We start from the raw sequence: 22,477 nt of genomic DNA on the forward strand, positions 1-22,477 counted from the left end.
ATTTGCATGGTTCTGCGGGTGTGTCGTCCATGCCCCATGAAAATCTCAGGTCGCAGATGAGGGTTCGTGAGCGGCTTCGACACAGGCGCAGCGAGAAGGATCAGCCGCTAAAGCTCGACGAGCAGGCACAAAAAGGGCTCCCGCAGGAGCCCTTCTGGTTCGAACCGGCGAACCGCGCTTAGACGCCAGAGGCCTCGGCAGCAGCTACGTCCTTGATCGACAGCTTGATACGGCCGCGGTTGTCCACGTCCAGTACCAGTACCTTCACTTCCTGACCTTCCTTCAGCACGTCGGTGACCTTCTCCACGCGCTGATCGCTCAGCATGGAGATGTGCACCAGACCGTCCTTGCCCGGCAGGATGTTGACGAAGGCGCCGAAGTCGACGATGCGCTCGACCTTGCCGACGTAGATCTTGCCGATCTCGGCTTCGGCGGTGATGGCCAGCACGCGCTGCTTGGCAGCCTCGGCCGCTTCCTTGGTTTCGCCGAAGATCTTGATCGAGCCGTCGTCTTCGATATCGATCGAGGCCTTGGTCTCTTCGCAGATGGCGCGGATGGTGGCGCCGCCCTTGCCGATGACGTCGCGGATCTTGTCCTGATCGATCTTCATCGCCAGCATGGTCGGCGCGTTGGCCGACAGCTCGGTACGCGACTGAGCGATGACCTGGTTCATCTGGCCGAGGATGTTCAGACGGGCTTCCAGCGCCTGCTCCAGCGCCTGCTCCATGATCTCTTCGGTGATGCCCTGGATCTTGATGTCCATCTGCAGCGCGGTGACACCCTTGGCGGTACCGGCTACCTTGAAGTCCATGTCGCCCAGGTGGTCTTCGTCACCGAGGATGTCGGTCAGAACGGCGAATTTCTCACCTTCCAGCACCAGACCCATGGCGATACCGGCAACCGGCGCCTTCATCGGCACACCGGCGTCCATCAGCGCCAGGGAAGCGCCGCAGACCGAAGCCATGGAGGAAGAACCGTTGGATTCGGTGATTTCCGATACCACGCGGATGGTGTACGGGAACTCGTCTTCCTTCGGCAGCATGGCGGCAACACCACGACGGGCCAGGCGGCCGTGACCGATTTCACGACGACCGGCACCGCCCATGCGGCCACACTCACCGACCGAGAACGGCGGGAAGTTGTAGTGCAGCATGAAGGGGTCTTTCTTCTCGCCTTCCAGGGTATCCAGCAGCTGCGCATCGCGCGCGGTGCCGAGGGTAGCGACGACCAGAGCCTGGGTTTCACCACGGGTGAACAGGGCCGAGCCATGGGTCTTGTCCAGCACGCCGACTTCGATCTTCAGCGGACGTACGGTGCGGGTGTCACGACCGTCGATACGCGGCTTGCCGTCAACGATGTTCTGGCGAACGGTGCGGTACTCGATCTCGCCGAAAGCGGCCTTGACCTCGTCGGCAGCGAATTTGCCTTCGCCTTCGCCGGCCAGGGCAGCGATGACCTGCTCACGCAGCTCGTCCAGACGGTTGTAGCGGTCCTGCTTGATGGTAATGGTGTAGGCCTGGCTGATGGCCTCGCCGAACTGGCTGCGGATGGCGTCCAGCAGCGGGGTGTTGGCGGCCGGAGCCTGCCAGTTCCAGGTCGGCTTGCCAGCTTCGGCAGCGAATTCCTTGACGGCCTGGATCACAGCCTGGAATTCCTGGTGGGCGAACAGCACGGCACCGAGCATCTGGTCTTCGGTCAGCTCGTCAGCTTCGGATTCCACCATCAGCACGGCGGTTTCGGTACCGGCCACGACCATGTCCAGGCTGGAGGCCTTGAGCTGCTCGTAGTTCGGGTTCAGCAGGTAACCGGTGTCCGGGTGGAAAGCCACGCGGGCGGCACCGATCGGGCCGTTGAACGGGATACCGGAGACGGCCAGGGCAGCCGAGGTACCGATCATGGCAGCGACGTCCGGATCGGTCTTCTTGCTGGTGGAAACCACAGTGCAGACGACCTGCACTTCATTCATGAAGCCTTCGGGGAACAGCGGACGGATCGGACGGTCGATCAGGCGCGAGGTCAGGGTTTCCTTCTCGCTCGGACGGCCTTCACGCTTGAAGAAGCCGCCGGGAATCTTGCCGGCTGCGTAGGTCTTTTCCTGATAGTGCACGGACAGCGGGAAGAAGCCCTTGCTCGGGTCGGCGCTCTTGGCACCGACCACGGTGACCAGCACGGTGACGTCGTTGTCGACGGTCACCAGTACGGCGCCGCTGGCCTGGCGCGCGATGCGGCCAGTCTCGAGGGTTACGGTCGACTGACCGAACTTGAATTGCTTGATTACCGGGTTCACGGTGTTTTCCTTCTCTTTGTTGCCTTTGGGGGAAATCTGAAAGCGGCATGGGAGTCGGACCCGATGCATCCTTCGAAAAGCCAAAAGCTGGAAGCCCGCAGCCGCACTCCGGGGTAAACCCCGAGGTGCCGCTGCGAACTTCCAGCTTCCAACTTGTGCAGCTCGCGTCTATTAACGACGCAGGCCCAGGCGACCGATCAGGGCGCTGTAACGAGTGGTGTCCTTGCCCTTCAGGTAGTCCAGCAGCTTACGACGCTGGTTAACCATACGGATCAGACCACGACGGCTGTGGTGATCTTTGCCGTTGGCCTTGAAGTGGCCTTGCAGCTTGTTGATGTTGGCGGTCAGCAGGGCTACCTGCACTTCCGGGCTACCGGTGTCGCCTTCAGCTTGCTTGTACTCGTTTACGATCTGGGCTTTTTCTTCAACGCTGAGTGCCATGTTGGCTTCCTCTCATCTGGAAACTGCCGAAGCAGTCTCAATAGGCCGGGAATCGCTTCCCGTGTTTTAAAAAGAGGCATGACCGTGCCTACTAACAGCCACCCTCGTAATCCTGACGCTGGTATCGCCAGCCTCAGGTTTCGACCTCTCGGCCGAACCGTTCGGTGCTACACACCGGTAGAGTCCGTCCGGGCCTGAGGCCCGTGTCTCCACCCGTGCTACGCACCGGTATAAATCAATCGACGCGGGGCGATGCGCCCGTCGTCGCTCACTTCACCGATCCCGATGAAGCGACCATTGTGATCCTGCACGCGCACCATGCCGAACTTCGGCGCTTCCGGTGCCCGTACCGGTTGCCCTTGCAACCAGTAGAACGCGCTGTGCTCGGAAAACTGCAGCAGCGGCCAATCCTGCAAACCGCTGTCGACCGGCTGCAGGAAGCGATCGAGCGCTGCGCTGCCACCTTCGGCATGCACCGCTTCCAGCTCTTCCAGCGTCACGGTGCGCGCCAGGTCGAACGGGCCGGCCTTGGTCCGGCGCAGTTCCGCGACATGTGCGCCGCAACCGAGCAACTGGCCAAGATCCTCGACCAGTGTGCGAATGTAGGTACCTTTGCTGCAATCCACCGACAGACGCGCCTGCTCGCCCTCGAGAGCCAGCAATTCCAGGCGCGCAATAGTAACAGAACGCGCCTCGCGCTCCACTACCTCGCCTGCACGGGCCAGCTTGTACAACGGTTGACCATCCTTCTTCAGAGCCGAGTACATCGGGGGTATCTGTTTGATTTCTCCACGAAAACGCGGCAACAGGGCCTCGATCTCAGTGCGACCAACGGTCACCGGGCGACGCTCGAGCACATCACCTTCGGCATCGCCGGTGGTGGTGGTCACGCCCAGTTGCGCCACGGTCTCGTAACCCTTGTCGGCATCGAGCAGGTACTGGGAAAACTTGGTCGCCTCACCGAAGCACAGCGGCAGCACGCCGGTTGCCAGCGGATCAAGGCTACCGGTATGCCCGGCCTTCTCGGCGTTGAGCAGCCAGCGCACCTTCTGCAATGCAGCGTTGGAAGTGAAGCCGCGCGGCTTGTCCAGCAGGATGATACCGTCGACCTTGCGGCGAATACGTTTGACCTGCGCCACGCTTATTCCTCGCTGCCGTCCTGGTGCTTGCGATCTTCCGCCACCGCACGCTCGATCAGCGCCGACAACTCGGCACCGCGACGAATGCTGGCGTCGTACTGGAAGTGCAGCTGCGGAATGGTGCGAACTTTCATCGACTTGCCCAGCAGCATGCGCAGGTAACCGGCTGCCTCACCGAGAATCTCCAGGTTGAGCTTGATCTGCTCGGCGTCGTCGTCCTTGCCCATCACGGTGATGAACACCTTGGCATGGGACAGGTCGCGACTCACGTCGACCGCAGTGATGGTTACCAGACCCAGGCGCGGGTCCTTGATCTCGCGCTGGATCAGCACTGCCAGCTCGCGCTGCATCTGATCACCGATACGCTGGGTACGGCTGTAATCTTTGGCCATTTCTTACTTACCTTTCCTTCGCCCGCAGGCCTTGGCGGCAGCGGACGTAAAAGCGGCAAACGCCCGGCCGCGCATGAGCGGGGCCGGGCGTTGCGTGATCGGGATGTCGCGCTTACAGACTGCGCGCCACCTGGACCTTCTCGAACACTTCGATCTTGTCGCCGACCTTGACGTCGTTGTAGCTCTTCACGCCGATACCGCACTCCATGCCGTTACGCACTTCGGCGACATCGTCCTTGAAGCGACGCAGCGATTCCAGCTCGCCCTCGAAGATCACCACGTCCTCGCGCAGTACGCGGATCGGACGATTGCGGTAGACGGTGCCTTCGATGACCATGCAGCCAGCGACGGCGCCGAACTTCGGCGAACGGAACACGTCACGCACTTCCGCGGTGCCCAGGATGTTCTCGCGAACATCGCTGCCGAGCATACCGGTGAGGGCCTTCTTGACGTCTTCGATGATGTCGTAGATGACGTTGTAGTAGCGCATGTCGAGGCCTTCGGACTCGACGATCTTGCGCGCACCGGCGTCAGCACGGACGTTGAAGCCGAACAGCACGGCATTGGAAGCCAGCGCCAGGTTGGCATCGGACTCGGTGATACCACCGACGCCGCCACCGACCACACGCACCTGCACTTCGTCGTTGCCCAGGGTGCTGAGCGAGCCCTGCAGGGCTTCCAGAGAACCACGCACGTCGGCCTTGAGGACGATGTTGAGGGTCTTCTTCTCTTCCTGGCCCATGCTCTCGAAGATGTTTTCCAGCTTGCCGGCGTGGGCACGAGCCAGTTTGACCTCGCGGAACTTGCCCTGACGGAACAGAGCGACTTCGCGGGCCTTCTTCTCGTCGGCCACCACCATCATCTCGTCACCGGCATCCGGAGTGCCGTCCAGGCCGAGGATCTCGACCGGAATCGACGGACCGGCTTCCTTGATTGGCTTGCCATTCTCGTCGAGCATGGCACGCACGCGGCCGTAGTTGACGCCAACCAGAACCATGTCGCCCTGACGCAGGGTACCGTCCTGAACCAGCACGGTAGCGACCGGGCCGCGGCCCTTGTCCAGACGCGATTCGACCACCACACCACGACCGGGAGCGGTCGGAGTGGCTTTCAGTTCGAGAACCTCGGCCTGCAGCAGCACGGCTTCGAGCAGCTCGTCGATACCGGTACCGGCCTTGGCGGAAACCGGGACGAAGGGTGCGTCGCCGCCCCACTCTTCCGGGATCACGTCCAGCGCGGCCAGACCGTTCTTGATGTTGTCCGGATTGGCTTCCGGCTTGTCCATCTTGTTCACCGCAACCACGATCGGCACGCCAGCCGCTTTCGCGTGCTGCACGGCTTCCTGGGTCTGCGGCATCACGCCGTCGTCAGCAGCGACGACGAGGATGACGATGTCGGTGGCCTTGGCACCACGGGCACGCATCTGGGTAAACGCGGCGTGACCGGGGGTGTCGAGGAAGGTGACCATGCCGCGGTCGGTTTCCACGTGGTAGGCGCCGATGTGCTGAGTGATGCCACCTGCCTCACCGGAAGCCACCTTGGCACGACGGATATAGTCGAGCAGCGAGGTCTTACCATGGTCGACGTGACCCATTACGGTCACCACCGGCGCACGGGACATCGCTTCACCTTCGAACTTCAGCGACTCGGCCAGGGAATCTTCCAGCGCGTTGTCGCTGACCAGCTTGACCTTGTGGCCCAGCTCTTCGGCGACCAGCTGGGCAGTTTCCTGATCCAGCACCTGGTTGATGGTGGCAGGCGAGCCCATCTTGAACATGAACTTGATGACTTCAGCGGCCTTCACCGACATCTGCTGGGCCAGTTCGCCCACGGTGATGGTTTCGCCAATCGATACTTCACGCACCACCGGACCGGCCGGAGCCTGGAAGCCGTGCTGGTTGCGCTTCTTCATCTTGGCCTTGCCGCGACCGCCACGACGGAAGCCATCGCTCTCTTCATCGACACTGCGTGGTGCGACGCGCGGAGCCGGTGCCTTTTCCTTGAGGGTCGGGCGGTGCTGCGCGTGCTTGCGATCACGACGCTCGTCTTCGTCGCTGCGCGCCTTCTCGGGACGACGCACTTCTTCTTTCTTGCGCTCTACCTCGACGACCGGAGCGGCAACTGCCGGCTCGCTGGTCGGAGCCGGCGCAGCGGCGGCGGCCGTGGTTTCGACGGCGGGAGCAGCAGCAGCCTGGCGCTTGGCCTCCTCTTCGGCCTTGCGCTTGGCTTCTTCCTCGGCCTTCAGGCGCTCGGCCTCGGCAGCTGCCTGCTGAGCTTCCAGCTCGCGCTGCTTCTCGGCTTCGAGCTCTTCCGGGCTGCTCTTGACGAAGGTCTTCTTCTTGCGCACTTCAACGCTGATGGTCTTGCTGCCAGCCACCTTGAGGGTGCTGGTGGTCTTGCGCTGCAAGGTAATCTTGCGCGGCTCTTCGACCTTGTCGCCGTGACTGCTCTTGAGATGGGCCAACAGGGCCTGTTTCTCACTATCGGTCACTACTTGTTCGGCACTGCTGTGGGACAGACCGGCTTCACGCATCTGCTGCAACAGGCGTTCAACCGGAGTGTCGACCACTTTGGCCAGTTCTTTCACCGTGACTTGCGTCATGCATCTTTCTCCTCAGGCCGCAACCGCTTATTCGAACCAGTGGGCTCGAGCGGCCATGATCAGCTTGCCGGCACGCTCTTCGTCGATGCCGTCGATGTCGAGCAGGTCGTCGATAGACTGCTCGGCCAGGTCTTCACGGGTAATCACGCCGCGCAGCGCGAGCTCAAGAGCCAGCGCCTTGTCCATGCCTTCCAGTTCCAGCAGATCATCTGCCGGATGGGCATCGGCCAACTTCTCCTCGTTGGCGATCGCCTTGGTCAGCAGACGATCCTTGGCCCGTGCACGCAGCTCGTTGACGATCTCCTCGTCGAAGCCATCGATGCTGAGCATTTCTTCCATGGGTACGTAGGCAATCTCTTCGAGACTGGTGAAACCCTCTTCGACCAGGACTTGAGCCAGTTCTTCGTCGACTTCCAGCTCGTCGATGAAGGACTGCATGATGTCGCCGGTTTCTGCCTGCTGCTTGGCCTGGATGTCCGCTTCGGTCATCACGTTCAGGGTCCAGCCGGTCAGCTGACTGGCCAGACGCACGTTCTGACCGCCACGACCAATGGCCTGAGCCAGGTTGTCTTCGGCAACGGCGATGTCCATGGCATGGGCATCTTCGTCGACGATGATCGCAGCCACTTCAGCCGGCGACATGGCATTGATCACGAACTGCGCAGGGTTGTCGTCCCACAGCACGATATCCACACGCTCGCCGCCCAGTTCGCCGGAAACGGCCTGAACGCGCGAACCGCGCATGCCGATACAGGCGCCCTGCGGGTCGATACGCTTGTCCTTGGAGCGCACGGCAATCTTGGCGCGCGAGCCCGGATCACGGGAAGCGGCCTTGACGTCGATCAGCCCTTCGGCGATTTCCGGTACTTCGATGCGGAACAGCTCGATCAGCATTTCCGGAGCGGTACGCGACAGGATCAGCTGCGGACCGCGGTTCTCGGTACGAATTTCCTTGAGCAGGGCACGCAGACGCACACCAACGCGGAAAGTCTCGCGCGGGATGATGTCTTCCCGAGCCAGCAGCGCCTCGGCGTTGTTACCCAGGTCAACGATAACGTTGTCGCGAGTGACCTTCTTCACGGTGCCGGAGATGATCTCGCCCAGGCGCTCGCGGTAGGCGTCGACCACCTGGGCGCGTTCAGCCTCGCGCACCTTCTGCACGATGACCTGCTTGGCGGTTTGCGCGGCGATACGGCCGAACTCGATGGACTCGACTTTTTCTTCGAGCACGTCACCGATCTTGGCGTTGGCTTCGACGGCCTGCGGCATGTCGTCAGTCAGCTGATAGGCCGGATCTTCGAACTCGGACTCATCGACCACGGTCCAGCGGCGGAAGGTTTCGTAGCTACCGTTCTGGCGATTGATCGACACACGCAGGTCGACTTCGTCCTCGAAACGTTTCTTGGTGGCGGTCGCCAGAGCCAGCTCCAGCGCCTCGAAAATCACGCCGGCCGGTACACCCTTCTCGTTGGATACCGACTCAACAACCAGCAGTACTTCTTTGCTCATCGTACGCCTCGCCTTTCGCAATCCATTGGTTCTGCGCAATTCGCGTCACGTTCACGCCATTGGCGCTACACCCGTGCGCTGCCGCGCTACCTTCGCGCCATCTGTGTCACTCGCACTGCACCGACAATCGACAGTCCGGCAGCGACACAGAATCCGCATATCAATCAAATCGGGGGATGATATTGGCCTTGTCGATCAGGTCGATCGGCAACAGATACTCGTGGTCATCCACCTGCACCACCACGTCCTGCTCCTCCACACCGCGAAGGAGGCCCTGGAAGTTGCGACGCCCATCGAAAGGCGAACGCAGCTTGATCTTCACCTGCTCACCGACATGCCCCGCAAACTGTTCGAGAGTGAACAACGGACGATCCATGCCAGGAGAGGAAACTTCCAGCGTGTACTCGGAGGAAATCGGATCCTCGACATCGAGTACACCACTGAGCTGACGGCTGACGATCTCGCAATCGTCGATAAGAATGCCGTCGGCCTTATCGATATAGACACGCAGCAGCGAATGACGCCCCTGCGACAGGAACTCGATGCCCCAACATTGATAACCGAGCGCCTCGATTACCGGGGCCAACAAGGCCTGCAACTGTTCTAGCTTGCTCGACACTTAACGGCCCTCGTGCATGCTGTGCAAATAAAAAATGGGCGAAACGCCCATCCCTTCAATCCACCGAAAATACCGGCGGACACTGTCTTTCAGCTAACAAAAAGCCCCTGAAAAGGGGCCTGCTGAAACTGGTTGCGGGGGCAGGATTTGAACCTACGACCTTCGGGTTATGAGCCCGACGAGCTACCAGACTGCTCCACCCCGCGTCAAAGCTGGGCCGGAATTATACGGCCACCCCCTGGCGAGGGTCAACCAAACACTCCAGCAACAAGAAAGCCCGCGAACTGCGGGCTTTCTTGAGTATGGTACCGAGGAGGGGACTCGAACCCCTACAGCCTATGGCCACTACCACCTCAAGGTAGCGTGTCTACCAATTCCACCACCTCGGCAAAACGGTTACTGCTCTGGAGCCTCCGGCACATCCGAAGCATCGGACGCTGGAGCTTGCTCCTCGAGCACCGGCACGTCTTCGACCGCCGGCTTTTGTTGAACTTCCAGAACCGCTGGATCTGGCAGACCAACCTGAGTCAGTGCATCAGCTTTTTCTTTAGCAAAGAACGCTAAACCCAAGCTGGTAATGAAAAAACCTGCGGCGAGTATACCAGTAAACTTACTCAGAAAGGTAGAGGAACCTTGGCTTCCGAATACGGTTGCCGAAGCACCCGAACCGAACGACGCACCCGCGTCCGCACCCTTACCCTGCTGCAGCAAAACCAGCACCACAATCCCGATCGCACCCAGCAGGTGCAGAACAACAATGACGGTTTCCAGCATTCTTCAGCTTCCCGCAGCGCGACAGATCGCACCGAATTCATCCGCATTCAGAGAGGCTCCACCCACGAGCCCCCCATCGATATCCTGCATGCCGAACAACTCGGCTGCACTGGCGGCCTTCACACTGCCGCCATAAAGAATTCTCAGCTCATTGGCAACTTCAGCATTCAGCTGCGCAACCTGCGCACGAATCGCTGCATGCACTTCCTGAGCCTGCTCCGGCGTAGCGGTCAACCCGGTACCAATGGCCCAAACAGGCTCATAGGCAACGATGGCGCCCTTCAGCGAATCGACGCCTAAAACGTCGATCACTGCGGCCAGCTGGCCACCCACCACTCCCAGCGTCGCATTCGCTTCACGCTGTTCACGGGTCTCACCGACACAGAGCACGGGAACCAGCCCCGCCGCCTGTACCGCTGCAAACTTGCGCACAACCACTTCATCGCTTTCGCCCAGAATCAGGCGACGCTCGGAATGGCCAACCAACACCAGCTTGCAACCGCAATCGACCAACTGGCTGACTGCCAGCTCACCGGTCAAGGCGCCCTGCTCGACTTGCGCCGCGCAATCCTGCGCTCCAACCTTCACAGCCTTGCCATCCAGGCCTTCGACGACCTGAGCGATATGCAGACTGGAGGGGAACACCGCGACCTCGACATCGGCAGGCAAGTCCTGCTGACGCAACCCTTCGATCAGCTCTGCGACGCTGGCGCGGGTACCGTGCATTTTCCAGTTACCGGCGACCAAGGGGCGACGCATGTTTTACCTCGTCGATCAAAGAGGGCGCAGATGTTACCCAAGAGCATCCGCAGTAGCAAGCGCAATCAAGCACAGACTTCGGCAACAATCTTAGCCAATTCATCGGCATAGCCACGAACCAAGCTTTCATCGTCGCCTTCGACCATCACCCGAACGAGCGGCTCGGTGCCGGACTTGCGCAGCAACACTCGGCCACGCCCGGCCATGCTCTCGGTCACCCGAGCACAGGCTTCTTTCACCGAAGGATGCTCGAGCGGATCGACCGCACCGGAAAAACGCACATTGACCAATACCTGCGGGCACTTCTTCAGGTCACTGCGCGCCTCGACCAGGCTCTGACCGCGACGCTTGAGCGCCATCAGTACCTGCAGAGCCGCAACGATCGCATCGCCGGTAGTGGTGTGCTGGAAGCACACCAGGTGCCCGGAGTTCTCACCACCCAACTGCCAGTTGCGCGCCAGCAGCTCGGCGATCACGTAGCGGTCACCGACATTGGCACGAATGAACGGGATGTTCAGATCAGCCAGCGCCAGCTCCAGCCCCAGGTTGCTCATCAGCGTACCGACCACACCACCGCGCAGTCGCCCACGCTCCTGCAGATCGCGAGCGATGATGAACAGCAACTCGTCACCATCGACCACTGCACCATATTGATCGACCATCAGGACGCGGTCGGCATCGCCATCGAAGGCGATACCCAGATCAGCCTGCTGCGCCACCACCTCGGCCTGCAGCGCAGCGATATGGGTGGAGCCACAGCCGTCGTTGATATTGAGGCCATCAGGCTGCGCCGAGATGACCCGCACCTCAGCGCCCAGCTCGCGAAACACGCTGGGCGCCACCTTGTAGGCAGCGCCATGGGCGCAGTCGATGACGATCTTCAAGCCCTTGAAGCTGGTACCGCTCGGCACACTGCCCTTGCAGAACTCGATATAGCGACCGGAGGCGTCGTTGATGCGCGAAGCCTTGCCGATCCCCGCAGACTCCACAACGGTCATGGGCTGGTCGAGCAGCTCCTCGATCATCGCCTCGACATCATCCGGCAGCTTGGTGCCCTCGCTGGAAAAAAACTTGATGCCATTGTCATCGTGCGGATTGTGCGAGGCACTGATGACGATACCCGCGTCGGCCTGGAAGGTGCGCGTCAGATAAGCGATGGCCGGCGTCGGCATCGGACCGAGCAGTTGCACGTCCGCGCCCGCAGCAGCCAATCCCGCCTCCAGGGCGGACTCGAACATATAGCCGGAGATTCGTGTGTCCTTGCCGATCAGGATGCGGCACTTGCCCTGCTTGCGAAACGCCATGCCCGCCGCCCAGCCAAGCTTGAGCATGAAGTCGGGAGTAATGGGGAACTGACCGACGCGCCCACGAATGCCGTCGGTGCCGAAGTATTTTCTAGCCATAACGCTTTCCTTGTTAGCAGGCCAACGAACACGACCTGCGTTGTCTGGCCGCCTTTTTCAACAGCCTCAAAATGCTCATACACAGCACGTAAAGTCGAACGCGACCCTGAACTTTTCTTGGCTGTTTATGCCTAGCCCAGAACGCCTCGCCTACGCTTTCAAAAATTTGCTACTGCGCCGCTTCAACGGCAGCAATCATGCGCACCACGTCTACCGTTTCGGCGACATCGTGCACACGCAGAATATGCGCGCCCTTGGTCAGCGCCAGGGCCGCCAATGCCAGACTGCCGTAGAGTCGCCCGCCAACTTCGCGCCCCAGCACATTGCCAATCATGCTCTTGCGCGATACGCCGACCAGCAGGGGGCAGCCCAAGGCAGAGAGCTCGCTCATGCGCTTGAACAGCACCAGATTGTGCTCCAGCGCCTTGGCAAACCCAAACCCCGGATCGAGTACGATCCGCTCAGCGGGAATGCCGACCGTCGCGCATGCAGCCATGCGCTCGGCGAGAAAATCCCGCACTTCGCTGACGATATCCGGATATTGCGGGTTGTCCTGCATGTTTCCAGGCTCACCGCGCATATGCATCAGACAAACCGGCAAGCCGGTGTCAGCCGCGGCATCAAGAGCGCCATCGCGCTGCAGGGAGCGCACATCGTTGATCAGCCCCGCCCCCAGCCTTGCGCTTTCGCGCATGACCGCCGGTGTCGAGGTATCCACGGAAATGATCACGTCCAGCTCACGAGCGATGGCTTCGACCATCGGCGCAACGCGCTCCAGCTCTTCGGTCGGCGAAACGCTTCGCGCGCCCGGACGCGTGGACTCACCACCGATGTCGATCAGCGTCGCGCCGGCGGCAACCATCTGTTCGGCATGACGCAGCGCTGCGTCGCGCGCCGTGAAACGCCCACCGTCGGAAAACGAATCGGGAGTGACGTTGAGGATGCCCATCACTTGCGGACGGGACAAATCAAGAAGCCGGCTGCCACAAGGCAGCCGGCTCGGGTGTTGCTGTTGAGACATATGGAACCTTAGTGTTCGGCCGCTGGCCCACCGATGGGCTTTTCGGGACGACTGGGTTCGTCGATCTTGGCCTGCGGGGCACCGGAGTCGCCACCGCCGTCCCAACCACGCGGCTCGCGAGGCTCACGACCACCCATGATGTCGTCGATCTGCTCGGAGTCGATGGTTTCGTACTTCATCAGTGCTTCGGCCATGGCATCGAGTTTGTCGCGGTTCTCTACCAGCAACTTCTTCGCGGTGGCGTAGCACTCGTCGATGATACGGCGCACTTCCTCGTCGATCTGCTTGGCGGTCTCGCCGGAAACATTGCTGTTCTGGCTACCCATGCTACGACCGAGGAACACCTCGCCCTCTTCTTCGGCATACATCAGCGGGCCCAGTTTCTCGGACAAGCCCCACTTGGTGACCATGTTCTTGGCCAGCTGGGTGGCGCGCATGATGTCGTTGGATGCACCGGTGGTGACACCGTCGAAGCCCAGGGTCATTTCCTCGGCGATGCGGCCACCGAACAGCGAGCAGATCTGGCTGATCAGGGCGCGCTTGCTCAGGCTGTAACGATCCTCTTCCGGCAGGAACATGGTCACACCCAGGGCACGACCGCGCGGAATGATGGAAACCTTGTAGACCGGGTCATGCTCGGGCACCAGGCGTCCGACGATGGCGTGACCCGCCTCGTGGTAAGCAGTGTTGAGCTTCTCCTTGTCGGACATGACCATGGTCTTGCGCTCGGCGCCCATCATGATCTTGTCCTTGGCCAGCTCGAACTCCTTCATTTCCACCAGACGCTTGCCGGCCCGGGCGGCAAACAGCGAGGCCTCGTTGACCAGGTTGGCCAGATCGGCACCGGAGAAGCCCGGGGTACCACGGGCGATGACCGCCGGGTTGACGTCGTCGCCCATCGGCACCTTGCGCATGTGCACTTTCAGAATCTGCTCACGACCACGGATGTCCGGCAGACCGACCACCACCTGACGGTCGAAACGGCCGGGACGCAGCAGCGCCGGATCGAGTACGTCAGGGCGGTTGGTGGCGGCGATGACGATGATGCCGTCATTCATCTCGAAACCGTCCATCTCTACCAGCAACTGGTTGAGAGTCTGCTCACGCTCGTCATGACCACCGCCCATGCCGGCGCCACGATGGCGACCGACGGCGTCGATCTCGTCGATGAAGATGATGCACGGGGCGTGCTTCTTCGCCTGGTCGAACATGTCGCGCACGCGGGAGGCACCGACACCGACGAACATCTCGACGAAGTCGGAGCCGGAAATGGTGAAGAATGGCACTTTCGCCTCACCGGCCACGGCCTTGGCCAGCAACGTCTTGCCGGTACCCGGCGAGCCGACCATCAGCACGCCGCGCGGAATGCGGCCACCGAGGCGCTGGAACTTGCCCGGATCGCGGAGGAATTCCACCAGTTCGCTGACTTCCTCCTTGGCCTCGTCGCAACCGGCAACATCGGCAAAGGTCGTCTTGACCTGGTCCTCGGAGAGCAGGCGCGCCTTGGACTTGCCGAAGCTCATCGGGCCGCCCTTGCCGCCGGCGCCGCCCTGCATCTGGCGCATGAAGAACATGAACACGGCGATGATCACCAGAATCGGGAAACTGGCGACCAGCAGCTGGGTCCAGATGCTCTGCTGCTCGGGCTGCTTGCCTTCGATGACCACGTTGTTGTCGATCAGGTCACCGATCAGGCCACCATCCTGAATGGCCGGACGAATGGTCTTGAAGCCTTCGCCGTCGGTGCGTTTTCCGGTGATCACGTAACCATCGACGGTGACGCGCTCGACGCGCCCTTCCTTGACCTGCTCGATGAACTGCGAGTAGCTCAGGGTCTGCGGCTCGCTCGGGCTGGAGAAGTTGTTCATCACGGTGACCAGCACCGCCGCGATGATCAGCCACAGGATGAGATTCTTTGCCATGTCGTTCAATTAGCTACCCTCTGAAGCAGGCCTCGTGGCGAAGCAGGCTTCCCATGACGACCAATGATATACCGGCCTAACTTACACCAAACGCCCACATCCCGCAGGCACCGTCTGTAACCCTTTATGAGGTTTATGCCACTGAGACCGACAGAGCCGACACCAGTTTCAACTCATAATCCGCGAAAGCCGCGCGCCAACAGGTATTGCTCACGGGAACGATCCCGCGACGACAGCGGCTTGCGCATCTGCACCTTGTCGAAGGTCTCGCGCACCTGTTTGTGGTACGCATCGAAACCCTCGCCCTGGAAAATCTTGATCAGAAAATCCCCGCCCGGCCGCAAAACCCGTCCGGCCAGATCCAGCGCAAGCTCGCACAGATACATGGCGCGCGCCTGATCGGCGGTTCTCACCCCACTCATATTGGGGGCCATATCGGAAATAACAAGGTCAACCGGATTTTCGCCGATGGCTTCAAGAAGTCGGGCGAATACCGCATCGTCGGTAAAATCGCCCTGAATGAAGGTAACGTCGGGAATTGCATCCATTTCCAGAATATCGGAGGCGATCAGGCGGCCCTTATCGCCGATCACCCGACTGGTGACCTGCGACCAGCCACCCGGCGCAGCGCCGAGATCGACCACGGTCATGCCGGGACGCAAAATGCGATCCTTCTCCTGGATTTCCAGCAGCTTGTAGCTGGCGCGCGAGCGATAGCCGTCCTTCTGCGCCATCTTCACGTACGGATCGTCGAAATGTTCTTTCAGCCAACGCTGGCTGGTCTTGGAACGTGCCACTGAAACCTCGAGCTCAACGGGTCATGAATAACTGCGCGGGCTCGGGTAAGATAAGCGCCGTTTTCCAGACCGAATTAGGTACTAACGATTATGCCGCTCACTCAAGAGCAGAAGAAACAATTCAAATCTATCGGCCACCATCTGAAACCTGTATTGATCGTGGCGGACAACGGTTTGACCGAGGGCGTGCTGGCCGAACTGGACCGCGCTCTGAACGATCACGAACTGATCAAGGTACAACTGCGTCTGGCCGAACGCGAAGATCGCCAGGCTGCCATCACCGCCCTGTGCGAAGCCGGCCGCGCCGAACTAGTGCAGTCGATCGGCAAGGTCGCCCTGCTCTATCGCAAGAACCCCAAGCCGAATCGCAACCTGTCCAACGTGATTCGCTACCAGGGCTGAGCCGTAAGGGAGCGGATTTGTTCGTGTCACAGCGGGCCAGCGCCACGCGTTGATCGCGAATGAATTCGCTCCTACGCAACACCCGCTAGCGCCTCGCCGGCGCGCCCGGAACCGGCTGCAGCACCAGCAACAGCCCGCAGAACGCCATCACCAGGTAGCTGAAGCGTAGCCAGTACTCGGCCTGCGGCCATTGGTGCAACGCGACGAAATAACTCAGGGCCATGACCGCAACGGTCAACAAAAGCTGCCCACGCATATCCCGCCACAGACTCGAAAGTCCGTCACTGCGCAGCAGGGCGAAGGCCTGCAGCGCCACGCACACGGACGTCAGGCCGACAAGCAGCGGAACCAGACGCTCGGCTATTTCCTGCACCAACAGAGGTGCCAGGCCGATCTGGCCGATGGCCGGCAGAATGACGAACTGCAACAGCCACAAGCCACCGACCCAGAGGGTCTGGGCCAGCTGCCAGCTGACGGCAGCGGCCCGCGACGGCAGGTGTGGCTTAGATGTGGCGGACTTCGACAATCTCGTACTCGACCAGGCCACTGGGAGTCTGCACGCCGACCACGTCACCCTCGCTCTTGCCCACCAGGGCGCGGGCGATGGGCGAACCGACGGAGATCTTGCCCTGCTTGATGTCGGCTTCGTCTTCGCCAACGATCTGGTAGGTCACGCTTTCGTCGGTTTCGACGTTGGCGATTTCCACCGTGGTGCCGAAGATCACCTTGCCGGTGTGCTCGATGCTGGTGACATCGATGATCACCGCGTTCTGCAGGCGACCTTCGATATCACGCACACGCGCCTCGACCATGCCCTGCTCTTCACGCGCGGCATGGTATTCGGCGTTTTCCTTCAGATCGCCCAGTTCGCGAGCCTCGGCGATCGCCTGGCTCAGTGCGGGACGACGCACCTTGGTCAGGTGCGCCAGCTCTTCTTCCAGGGCGCGAGCGCCCTGGACGGTCATGGGGTACTTGTTCATGCCTTGATTCCTGCATGCAGATCCTGCAGCCGGCGCACGGTCTTCTCGGGACCGAACTTGAGCGCCTCACAGACCGCCTGCCCAGCCGCGATGGTGGTGGTGCAGTAGATCTTGTGCTGCAGAGCGTTGCGACGAATGGAGTAGGAGTCAGCGATGGACTGACGGCCTTCGGTGGTGTTGATGATCAGGGTGACTTCGTCGTTCTTGATCATGTCGACCACGTGCGGACGACCTTCGGTCACCTTGTTCACGCGGCGTACCGGCAGGCCGGCAGCCTCGATCACCTTGGCGGTGCCGGCAGTGGCGACCACTTCGAAGCCCAGGCTGACCAGATCGCGCGCGACCTGAACGGCCTCGGCCTTGTCGTCCTCACGCACGCTGATGAAGGCGCAACCCGAGTTCGGCAGGATCTCGCTGGCTCCCAGCTGGGCCTTGGCGAAGGCTTCACCGAAGCTGTCGCCGACACCCATGACCTCACCGGTGGATTTCATCTCCGGGCCGAGAATCGGGTCGACGCCCGGGAACTTGGCGAAGGGGAACACCGCTTCCTTGACGCTGAAGAACGGCGGGATGATTTCCTGGGTGTAGCCGACTTCGGCCAGGGTCTTGCCGGCCATGACGCGCGCCGCCACCTTGGCCAGCGACTCGCCGACGCACTTGGAGACGAACGGCACGGTACGCGAGGCGCGCGGGTTCACTTCGATGACGTAGATGTCTTCGCCCTGCACGGCCATCTGCACGTTCATCAGGCCGACCACGCCGAGCTCCAGAGCCATCTTCTTGACCTGCTCGCGAATCTCGTCCTGGATGTGCGCCGGCAGCGAGTACGGCGGCAGCGAGCAAGCGGAGTCACCGGAGTGCACGCCGGCCTGTTCGATGTGCTGCATGATGGCGCCGATCACCACGGTTTCGCCGTCGCTGACCGCATCCACATCCACCTCGATGGCGCAGTTGAGGAAGCGATCCAGCAGCACCGGGCTGTCGTTGGACACCTTCACTGCTTCGCGCATGTAGCGCTTGAGCTCTTCTTCCTGGTAGACGATTTCCATCGCCCGGCCGCCCAGCACGTAGGACGGACGCACCACCATCGGGTAGCCGATGTTCTTCGACAGAGCCAAAGCCTCGTCTTCGCTGCGCGCAGTGGCGTTGGCCGGCTGACGCAGGTTCAGGCGCTGAACCATCTGCTGGAAGCGCTCGCGGTCTTCGGCGCGGTCGATGGCCTCGGGGCTGGTGCCGATGATCGGCACGCCGGCTTCTTCCAGGGCGCGGCAGATCTTCAGCGGGGTCTGGCCGCCGTACTGCACGATCACGCCTTTGGGCTGCTCGACGCGGACGATTTCCAACACGTCCTCCAGGGTCACCGGCTCGAAGTACAGGCGGTCGGAGGTGTCGTAGTCGGTGGAGACGGTTTCCGGGTTGCAGTTGACCATGATGGTCTCGAAACCGTCTTCACGCATGGCCAGCGCCGCGTGTACGCAGCAGTAGTCGAACTCGATGCCCTGGCCGATACGGTTCGGACCGCCGCCGAGGATCATGATCTTGTCGCGACCGCTCGGGTTGGCCTCGCACTCTTCCTCGTAGGTCGAGTACATGTAGGCGGTGTCGGTGGCGAATTCGGCGGCGCAGGTGTCCACGCGCTTGTACACCGGCAGCACTTTCAGCTTGTGACGGTGCGCGCGCAGGCTCTTCTCGGAAACGCCCAGCAGCTTGGCCAGACGCGCATCGGAGAAGCCCTTGCGCTTGAGCTTGAACATCAGGTCGTAGTCGATGGCAGACAGACCCAGGGTCTGCACGGTCGCCTCGTCCTTGATCAGATCCTCGATCTGTACCAGGAACCACTCGTCGATACGGGTCAGCTCGAACACTTCGGCAACGCTCTTGCCGGCGCGGAAGGCATCGGCCACGTACCAGATACGGTCGGCGCTGGGCACGGTCAGTTCGCGCTTGAGGATGCTCTCGGCTTCCGGGTCGTTCAGATCGAGTTTCGGATCGAAGCCGGCAACGCCGACTTCCAGACCGCGCAGGGCCTTCTGCACCGACTCCTGGAAGGTACGGCCGATGGCCATGACTTCACCCACGGATTTCATCTGGGTGGTCAGGCGGGCGTCGGCCTTGGGGAATTTCTCGAAGGCGAAGCGCGGGACCTTGGTCACCACGTAGTCGATGGCCGGCTCGAACGACGCCGGGGTGCGACCGCCAGTGATGTCGTTGGACAGCTCGTCGAGGGTGTAGCCGACTGCCAGCTTGGCGGCGATCTTGGCGATGGGGAAGCCGGTGGCCTTGGAGGCCAGTGCCGAGGAACGAGACACGCGCGGGTTCATCTCGATCACCACCATGCGCCCGGTGTTCGGGCAGATGCCGAACTGGACGTTGGAGCCGCCGGTTTCCACGCCGATCTCACGCAGCACCGCCAGGGAGGCGTTGCGCATGATCTGGTATTCCTTGTCGGTCAGGGTCTGCGCCGGGGCCACGGTGATGGAATCGCCGGTGTGCACGCCCATCGGGTCGAAGTTCTCGATGGAGCAGACGATGATGCAGTTGTCCTTCTTGTCGCGGACCACCTCCATCTCGTATTCCTTCCAGCCGATCAGCGATTCGTCGATCAGCAGCTCGTTGGTCGGCGACAGGTCCAGACCGCGGGCGCAGATTTCCTCGAACTCCTCACGGTTGTAGGCGATGCCGCCGCCGGTGCCGCCCATGGTGAAGCTGGGGCGGATGATGCAGGGGAAGCCCACCATCTCCAGCACGCCGTAGGCTTCTTCCATGCTGTGGGCAATACCCGAGCGCGGGCAGGCCAGGCCGATGTCCTTCATCGCCTTGTCGAAGCGCGAACGATCTTCGGCCTTGTCGATGGTGTCGGCGTTGGCACCGATCATCTCGACGCCGAACTTCTCCAGCACGCCGTGGCGCTCCAGATCTAGAGCACAGTTCAGCGCGGTCTGGCCGCCCATGGTCGGCAGCAGTGCGTCCGGACGCTCCTTCTCGATGATCTTGGCCACGGTGGCCCACTTGATCGGCTCGATGTAGGTGGCGTCGGCCATGGCCGGGTCGGTCATGATGGTGGCCGGGTTGGAGTTCACCAGGATGACGCGGAAACCTTCTTCCTTCAGTGCCTTGCAGGCCTGCGCGCCGGAGTAGTCGAACTCGCAGGCCTGGCCGATGACGATGGGGCCGGCGCCGAGGATCAGGATACTTTTGATGTCTGTACGTTTTGGCATTTTATCTCTCTCGAATCCGTAGGTCAGTCGGCGGGCTTAGCGGCGCTTGGCCATGGCTTCGATGAAGCGGTCGAACAGCGGGGCCACGTCGTGCGGGCCGGGGCTCGCCTCGGGGTGGCCCTGGAAGCTGAAGGCGTCCTTGTCGGTACGCTCGATGCCCTGCAGGGTGCCGTCGAACAGCGACTTGTGGATCGGCCGCAGGTTGCTCGGCAGGCTGCTCTCGTCCACGGCGAAACCGTGGTTCTGGCTGGTGATCATCACCACGCCGGTATCCAGGTCCTGCACCGGGTGGTTGGCACCGTGGTGGCCGTGGCCCATCTTGACGGTCTTGGCACCGGAGGCCAGGGCCAGCAGTTGGTGACCCAGGCAGATGCCGAACACCGGGATATCGGTTTCCAGGATTTCCTTGATCGCCTTGATCGCGTAGTCGCACGGCTCGGGATCGCCAGGACCGTTGGAGAGAAACACGCCATCGGGATTCAGTGCCAGCACTTCGCTGGCCGGCGTCTGCGCCGGTACCACGGTCAGGCGGCAGCCGCGGGCGACCAGCATACGCAGGATGTTCAGCTTCACGCCGTAGTCATAGGCGACCACGTGATACGGCAGATCCTCGGCCGGGATCAGCGGATGGCTGTCGTTTTCCAGGTTCCAGGTGCTTGCGCGCCACTCGTAGGCACTGGCGCAGGTGACTTCCTTGGCCAGATCCATGCCCTTGAGGCCCGGGAAGCTGCGCGCCAGTTCCAGTGCCTTTTCTTCGGTGGCGTCGGCGCCAGTGAGGATGCAGCCGTTCTGCGAGCCCTTCTCGCGCAGGATGCGGGTCAGCCGACGGGTATCGATGCCGGCGATGGCGACGGTGCCATTGGCCTTCAGATACTCGTCCAGTGGCTGCTTGTCGCGCCAGTTGCTGGAGATCAGCGGCAGGTCGCGGATAATCAGGCCAGCGGCCCAAACACTGCAGGACTCGGCATCTTCCGGCGTGGTACCGGTGTTGCCGATGTGCGGGTAGGTCAGGGTAACGATCTGCTGGGCATAGGATGGATCGGTAAGGATTTCCTGATAGCCGGTCATGGCGGTGTTGAACACCACCTCTCCGATGGTCTGGCCATCGGCCCCGATGGAATCGCCGCGAAAAATGCTGCCGTCAGCAAGGGCTAAAATGGCAGGTTTGGGGGCTGGCTTAGTCAAGAAGACCTCCGTCTCGATCAAGGCTTGAAGCAAACGCAGGTTGTAAAAAAGCGGGATGACGTGTGAAGGTCATCCCGCTTTTTTATTTGAGCCATTCTGCGTAACTTTTAGTGGACACACTAAAACAGGAAGCTTACAGGAAAACCCTTTTTCGGTCCACCCAATAAGACGCCTCAGTCACACATTCGCGTCAGCGCAGGCCTAGTACGTCCTGCATGTCGTACAGGGCAGGCGAACGCTGCTGCAGCCACAGCGCCGAACGCACCGCCCCCTTGGCGAAGGTCATGCGGCTGGAAGCCTTGTGGGTGATCTCCACGCGCTCGCCGTCGGCGGCGAACAGCACGGTGTGATCCCCCACCACGTCGCCGGCACGCACGGTGGCGAAGCCGATGGTCTCGCGCTCACGAGCACCAGTCTGGCCTTCACGGCCATACACGGCGACCTTCTGCAGATCACGCCCCAGCGCATCGGCGACCACTTCGCCCATACGCAGCGCGGTACCGGACGGCGCATCGACCTTGTGCCGGTGATGCGCTTCGATGATCTCGATATCCACATCATCGCCCAGTACGCGGGCGGCGGTATCCAGCAGTTTCAGGCACAGGTTGACGCCGACGCTGAAATTGGCGGCAAAGACGATCGGGATCTGCTTGGCCGCCTCGCTCAGCTGCTGCTTCTCTTCCACGGTAAAACCGGTGGTGCCGATCACCATGGCCTTGCCGGCCTGACGGCAGACTTCAAGATTCTTCAGCGTCACCGACGGATGGGTGAAATCGATCAGTACATCGAAATCATCGACCACCGCGGCCAGATCACCAGCCAGCGTCACGCCGATCTTGCCCAGGCCGACCAGTTCACCTGCATCGGCGCCGATCAGGCTGCTATCGGCACGGTCAACAGCGGCGCTGAGCTTCGCGCCCTCGGTCTGACTCACCGCCTCGATCAGGGTCTTGCCCATGCGCCCGGCGGCGCCCATCACTGCAATACGTTGCATAAAATCAGCTCCAGGCTGCAGGCCTCAGGCCGC

At 61.5% G+C, this 22,477-nt stretch carries 19 protein-coding genes and 2 tRNA genes; 1 reads left to right on the top strand and 20 read right to left on the bottom strand.

What is annotated here, in order from left to right; all coding sequences use genetic code 11:
• Window positions 1-178: 178 nt before the first annotated feature.
• The 15 genes from pnp to rlmE form a co-directional block, all read right to left on the bottom strand.
• Complete coding sequence (gene pnp, locus DXK50_RS18540; protein ID WP_212631351.1) at window positions 179-2,287, bottom strand: polyribonucleotide nucleotidyltransferase; 2,109 nt, start codon at window positions 2,285-2,287, stop codon at window positions 179-181.
• A 171-nt stretch (window positions 2,288-2,458) separates the two neighbouring features.
• Window positions 2,459-2,728: a 30S ribosomal protein S15 gene (rpsO, locus tag DXK50_RS18545; RefSeq protein WP_003240577.1), complete on the bottom strand. Its 270-nt coding sequence runs from the start codon at window positions 2,726-2,728 to the stop codon at window positions 2,459-2,461.
• A gap of 218 nt (window positions 2,729-2,946) precedes the next feature.
• Window positions 2,947-3,867 (bottom strand): tRNA pseudouridine(55) synthase TruB, encoded by a 921-nt coding sequence (gene truB, locus DXK50_RS18550; protein WP_024309413.1) that lies wholly within the window; start codon window positions 3,865-3,867, stop codon window positions 2,947-2,949.
• A gap of 2 nt (window positions 3,868-3,869) precedes the next feature.
• Window positions 3,870-4,259 (bottom strand): 30S ribosome-binding factor RbfA, encoded by a 390-nt coding sequence (rbfA, locus tag DXK50_RS18555; protein ID WP_024309414.1) that lies wholly within the window; start codon window positions 4,257-4,259, stop codon window positions 3,870-3,872.
• Between the two features lie 112 nt (window positions 4,260-4,371).
• Complete coding sequence (gene infB / locus DXK50_RS18560) at window positions 4,372-6,861, bottom strand: translation initiation factor IF-2 (RefSeq protein ID WP_212631352.1); 2,490 nt, start codon at window positions 6,859-6,861, stop codon at window positions 4,372-4,374.
• A 27-nt stretch (window positions 6,862-6,888) separates the two neighbouring features.
• On the bottom strand, window positions 6,889-8,370 hold the full coding sequence (nusA, locus tag DXK50_RS18565; RefSeq protein ID WP_161867187.1) for a transcription termination factor NusA: 1,482 nt from the start codon (window positions 8,368-8,370) through the stop codon (window positions 6,889-6,891).
• A 160-nt stretch (window positions 8,371-8,530) separates the two neighbouring features.
• A complete protein-coding gene (gene rimP, locus DXK50_RS18570) occupies window positions 8,531-8,989 on the bottom strand; it encodes a ribosome maturation factor RimP (protein ID WP_161867188.1) in 459 nt (152 codons plus the stop codon).
• A 129-nt stretch (window positions 8,990-9,118) separates the two neighbouring features.
• Window positions 9,119-9,195 (bottom strand) — tRNA-Met (locus tag DXK50_RS18575).
• A 97-nt stretch (window positions 9,196-9,292) separates the two neighbouring features.
• Window positions 9,293-9,378 (bottom strand) — tRNA-Leu (locus tag DXK50_RS18580).
• A 7-nt stretch (window positions 9,379-9,385) separates the two neighbouring features.
• Complete coding sequence (secG, locus tag DXK50_RS18585; RefSeq protein WP_024309416.1) at window positions 9,386-9,763, bottom strand: preprotein translocase subunit SecG; 378 nt, start codon at window positions 9,761-9,763, stop codon at window positions 9,386-9,388.
• A 3-nt stretch (window positions 9,764-9,766) separates the two neighbouring features.
• The gene (gene tpiA, locus DXK50_RS18590) at window positions 9,767-10,522 is read right to left on the bottom strand and encodes a triose-phosphate isomerase (protein WP_212631353.1); all 756 of its coding nucleotides are present in this window, start codon (window positions 10,520-10,522) and stop codon (window positions 9,767-9,769) included.
• A gap of 65 nt (window positions 10,523-10,587) precedes the next feature.
• A complete protein-coding gene (gene glmM / locus DXK50_RS18595) occupies window positions 10,588-11,925 on the bottom strand; it encodes a phosphoglucosamine mutase (RefSeq protein ID WP_212631354.1) in 1,338 nt (445 codons plus the stop codon).
• A gap of 169 nt (window positions 11,926-12,094) precedes the next feature.
• Window positions 12,095-12,946 carry a dihydropteroate synthase gene (folP, locus tag DXK50_RS18600; protein WP_212631355.1) on the bottom strand — a complete coding sequence of 284 codons (852 nt, stop codon included), beginning with the start codon at window positions 12,944-12,946 and terminating at the stop codon, window positions 12,095-12,097.
• 8 nt (window positions 12,947-12,954) lie between these two features.
• A complete protein-coding gene (ftsH, locus tag DXK50_RS18605; RefSeq protein WP_161867193.1) occupies window positions 12,955-14,868 on the bottom strand; it encodes an ATP-dependent zinc metalloprotease FtsH in 1,914 nt (637 codons plus the stop codon).
• Window positions 14,869-15,041: 173 nt separating this feature from the next.
• Complete coding sequence (gene rlmE, locus DXK50_RS18610; protein ID WP_017363689.1) at window positions 15,042-15,665, bottom strand: 23S rRNA (uridine(2552)-2'-O)-methyltransferase RlmE; 624 nt, start codon at window positions 15,663-15,665, stop codon at window positions 15,042-15,044.
• A 90-nt stretch (window positions 15,666-15,755) separates the two neighbouring features.
• Here rlmE and yhbY point away from each other — a divergent pair, with 90 nt between their 5' ends.
• Window positions 15,756-16,067, top strand: coding sequence for a ribosome assembly RNA-binding protein YhbY (gene yhbY / locus DXK50_RS18615; RefSeq protein WP_003240550.1), 312 nt, complete (start codon window positions 15,756-15,758; stop codon window positions 16,065-16,067).
• 85 nt (window positions 16,068-16,152) lie between these two features.
• On the opposite strand, the gene DXK50_RS18620 is transcribed toward yhbY, so the two are convergent.
• From DXK50_RS18620 to dapB, 5 genes are all read right to left on the bottom strand, one after another.
• Window positions 16,153-16,593, bottom strand: coding sequence for a DUF4149 domain-containing protein (locus tag DXK50_RS18620; RefSeq protein ID WP_212631356.1), 441 nt, complete (start codon window positions 16,591-16,593; stop codon window positions 16,153-16,155).
• The gene (greA, locus tag DXK50_RS18625) at window positions 16,571-17,047 is read right to left on the bottom strand and encodes a transcription elongation factor GreA (protein ID WP_012019582.1); all 477 of its coding nucleotides are present in this window, start codon (window positions 17,045-17,047) and stop codon (window positions 16,571-16,573) included. The genes DXK50_RS18620 and greA overlap by 23 nt, the downstream gene beginning before the upstream one ends.
• Window positions 17,044-20,265, bottom strand: a complete 3,222-nt coding sequence (gene carB, locus DXK50_RS18630; RefSeq protein ID WP_212631357.1) for a carbamoyl-phosphate synthase large subunit — start codon at window positions 20,263-20,265, stop codon at window positions 17,044-17,046. Before carB ends, greA begins: the two co-directional genes overlap by 4 nt.
• 36 nt (window positions 20,266-20,301) lie before the next feature.
• The gene (carA, locus tag DXK50_RS18635) at window positions 20,302-21,450 is read right to left on the bottom strand and encodes a glutamine-hydrolyzing carbamoyl-phosphate synthase small subunit (protein WP_212631358.1); all 1,149 of its coding nucleotides are present in this window, start codon (window positions 21,448-21,450) and stop codon (window positions 20,302-20,304) included.
• A 190-nt stretch (window positions 21,451-21,640) separates the two neighbouring features.
• Window positions 21,641-22,444, bottom strand: coding sequence for a 4-hydroxy-tetrahydrodipicolinate reductase (dapB, locus tag DXK50_RS18640; RefSeq protein WP_212631359.1), 804 nt, complete (start codon window positions 22,442-22,444; stop codon window positions 21,641-21,643).
• Window positions 22,445-22,477: the final 33 nt, after the last annotated feature.

Source organism: Pseudomonas sp. KB-10 (assembly GCF_018221585.1).
In the GTDB taxonomy this organism is placed as follows: Bacteria; Pseudomonadota; Gammaproteobacteria; order Pseudomonadales; family Pseudomonadaceae; genus Aquipseudomonas; species Aquipseudomonas yangonensis.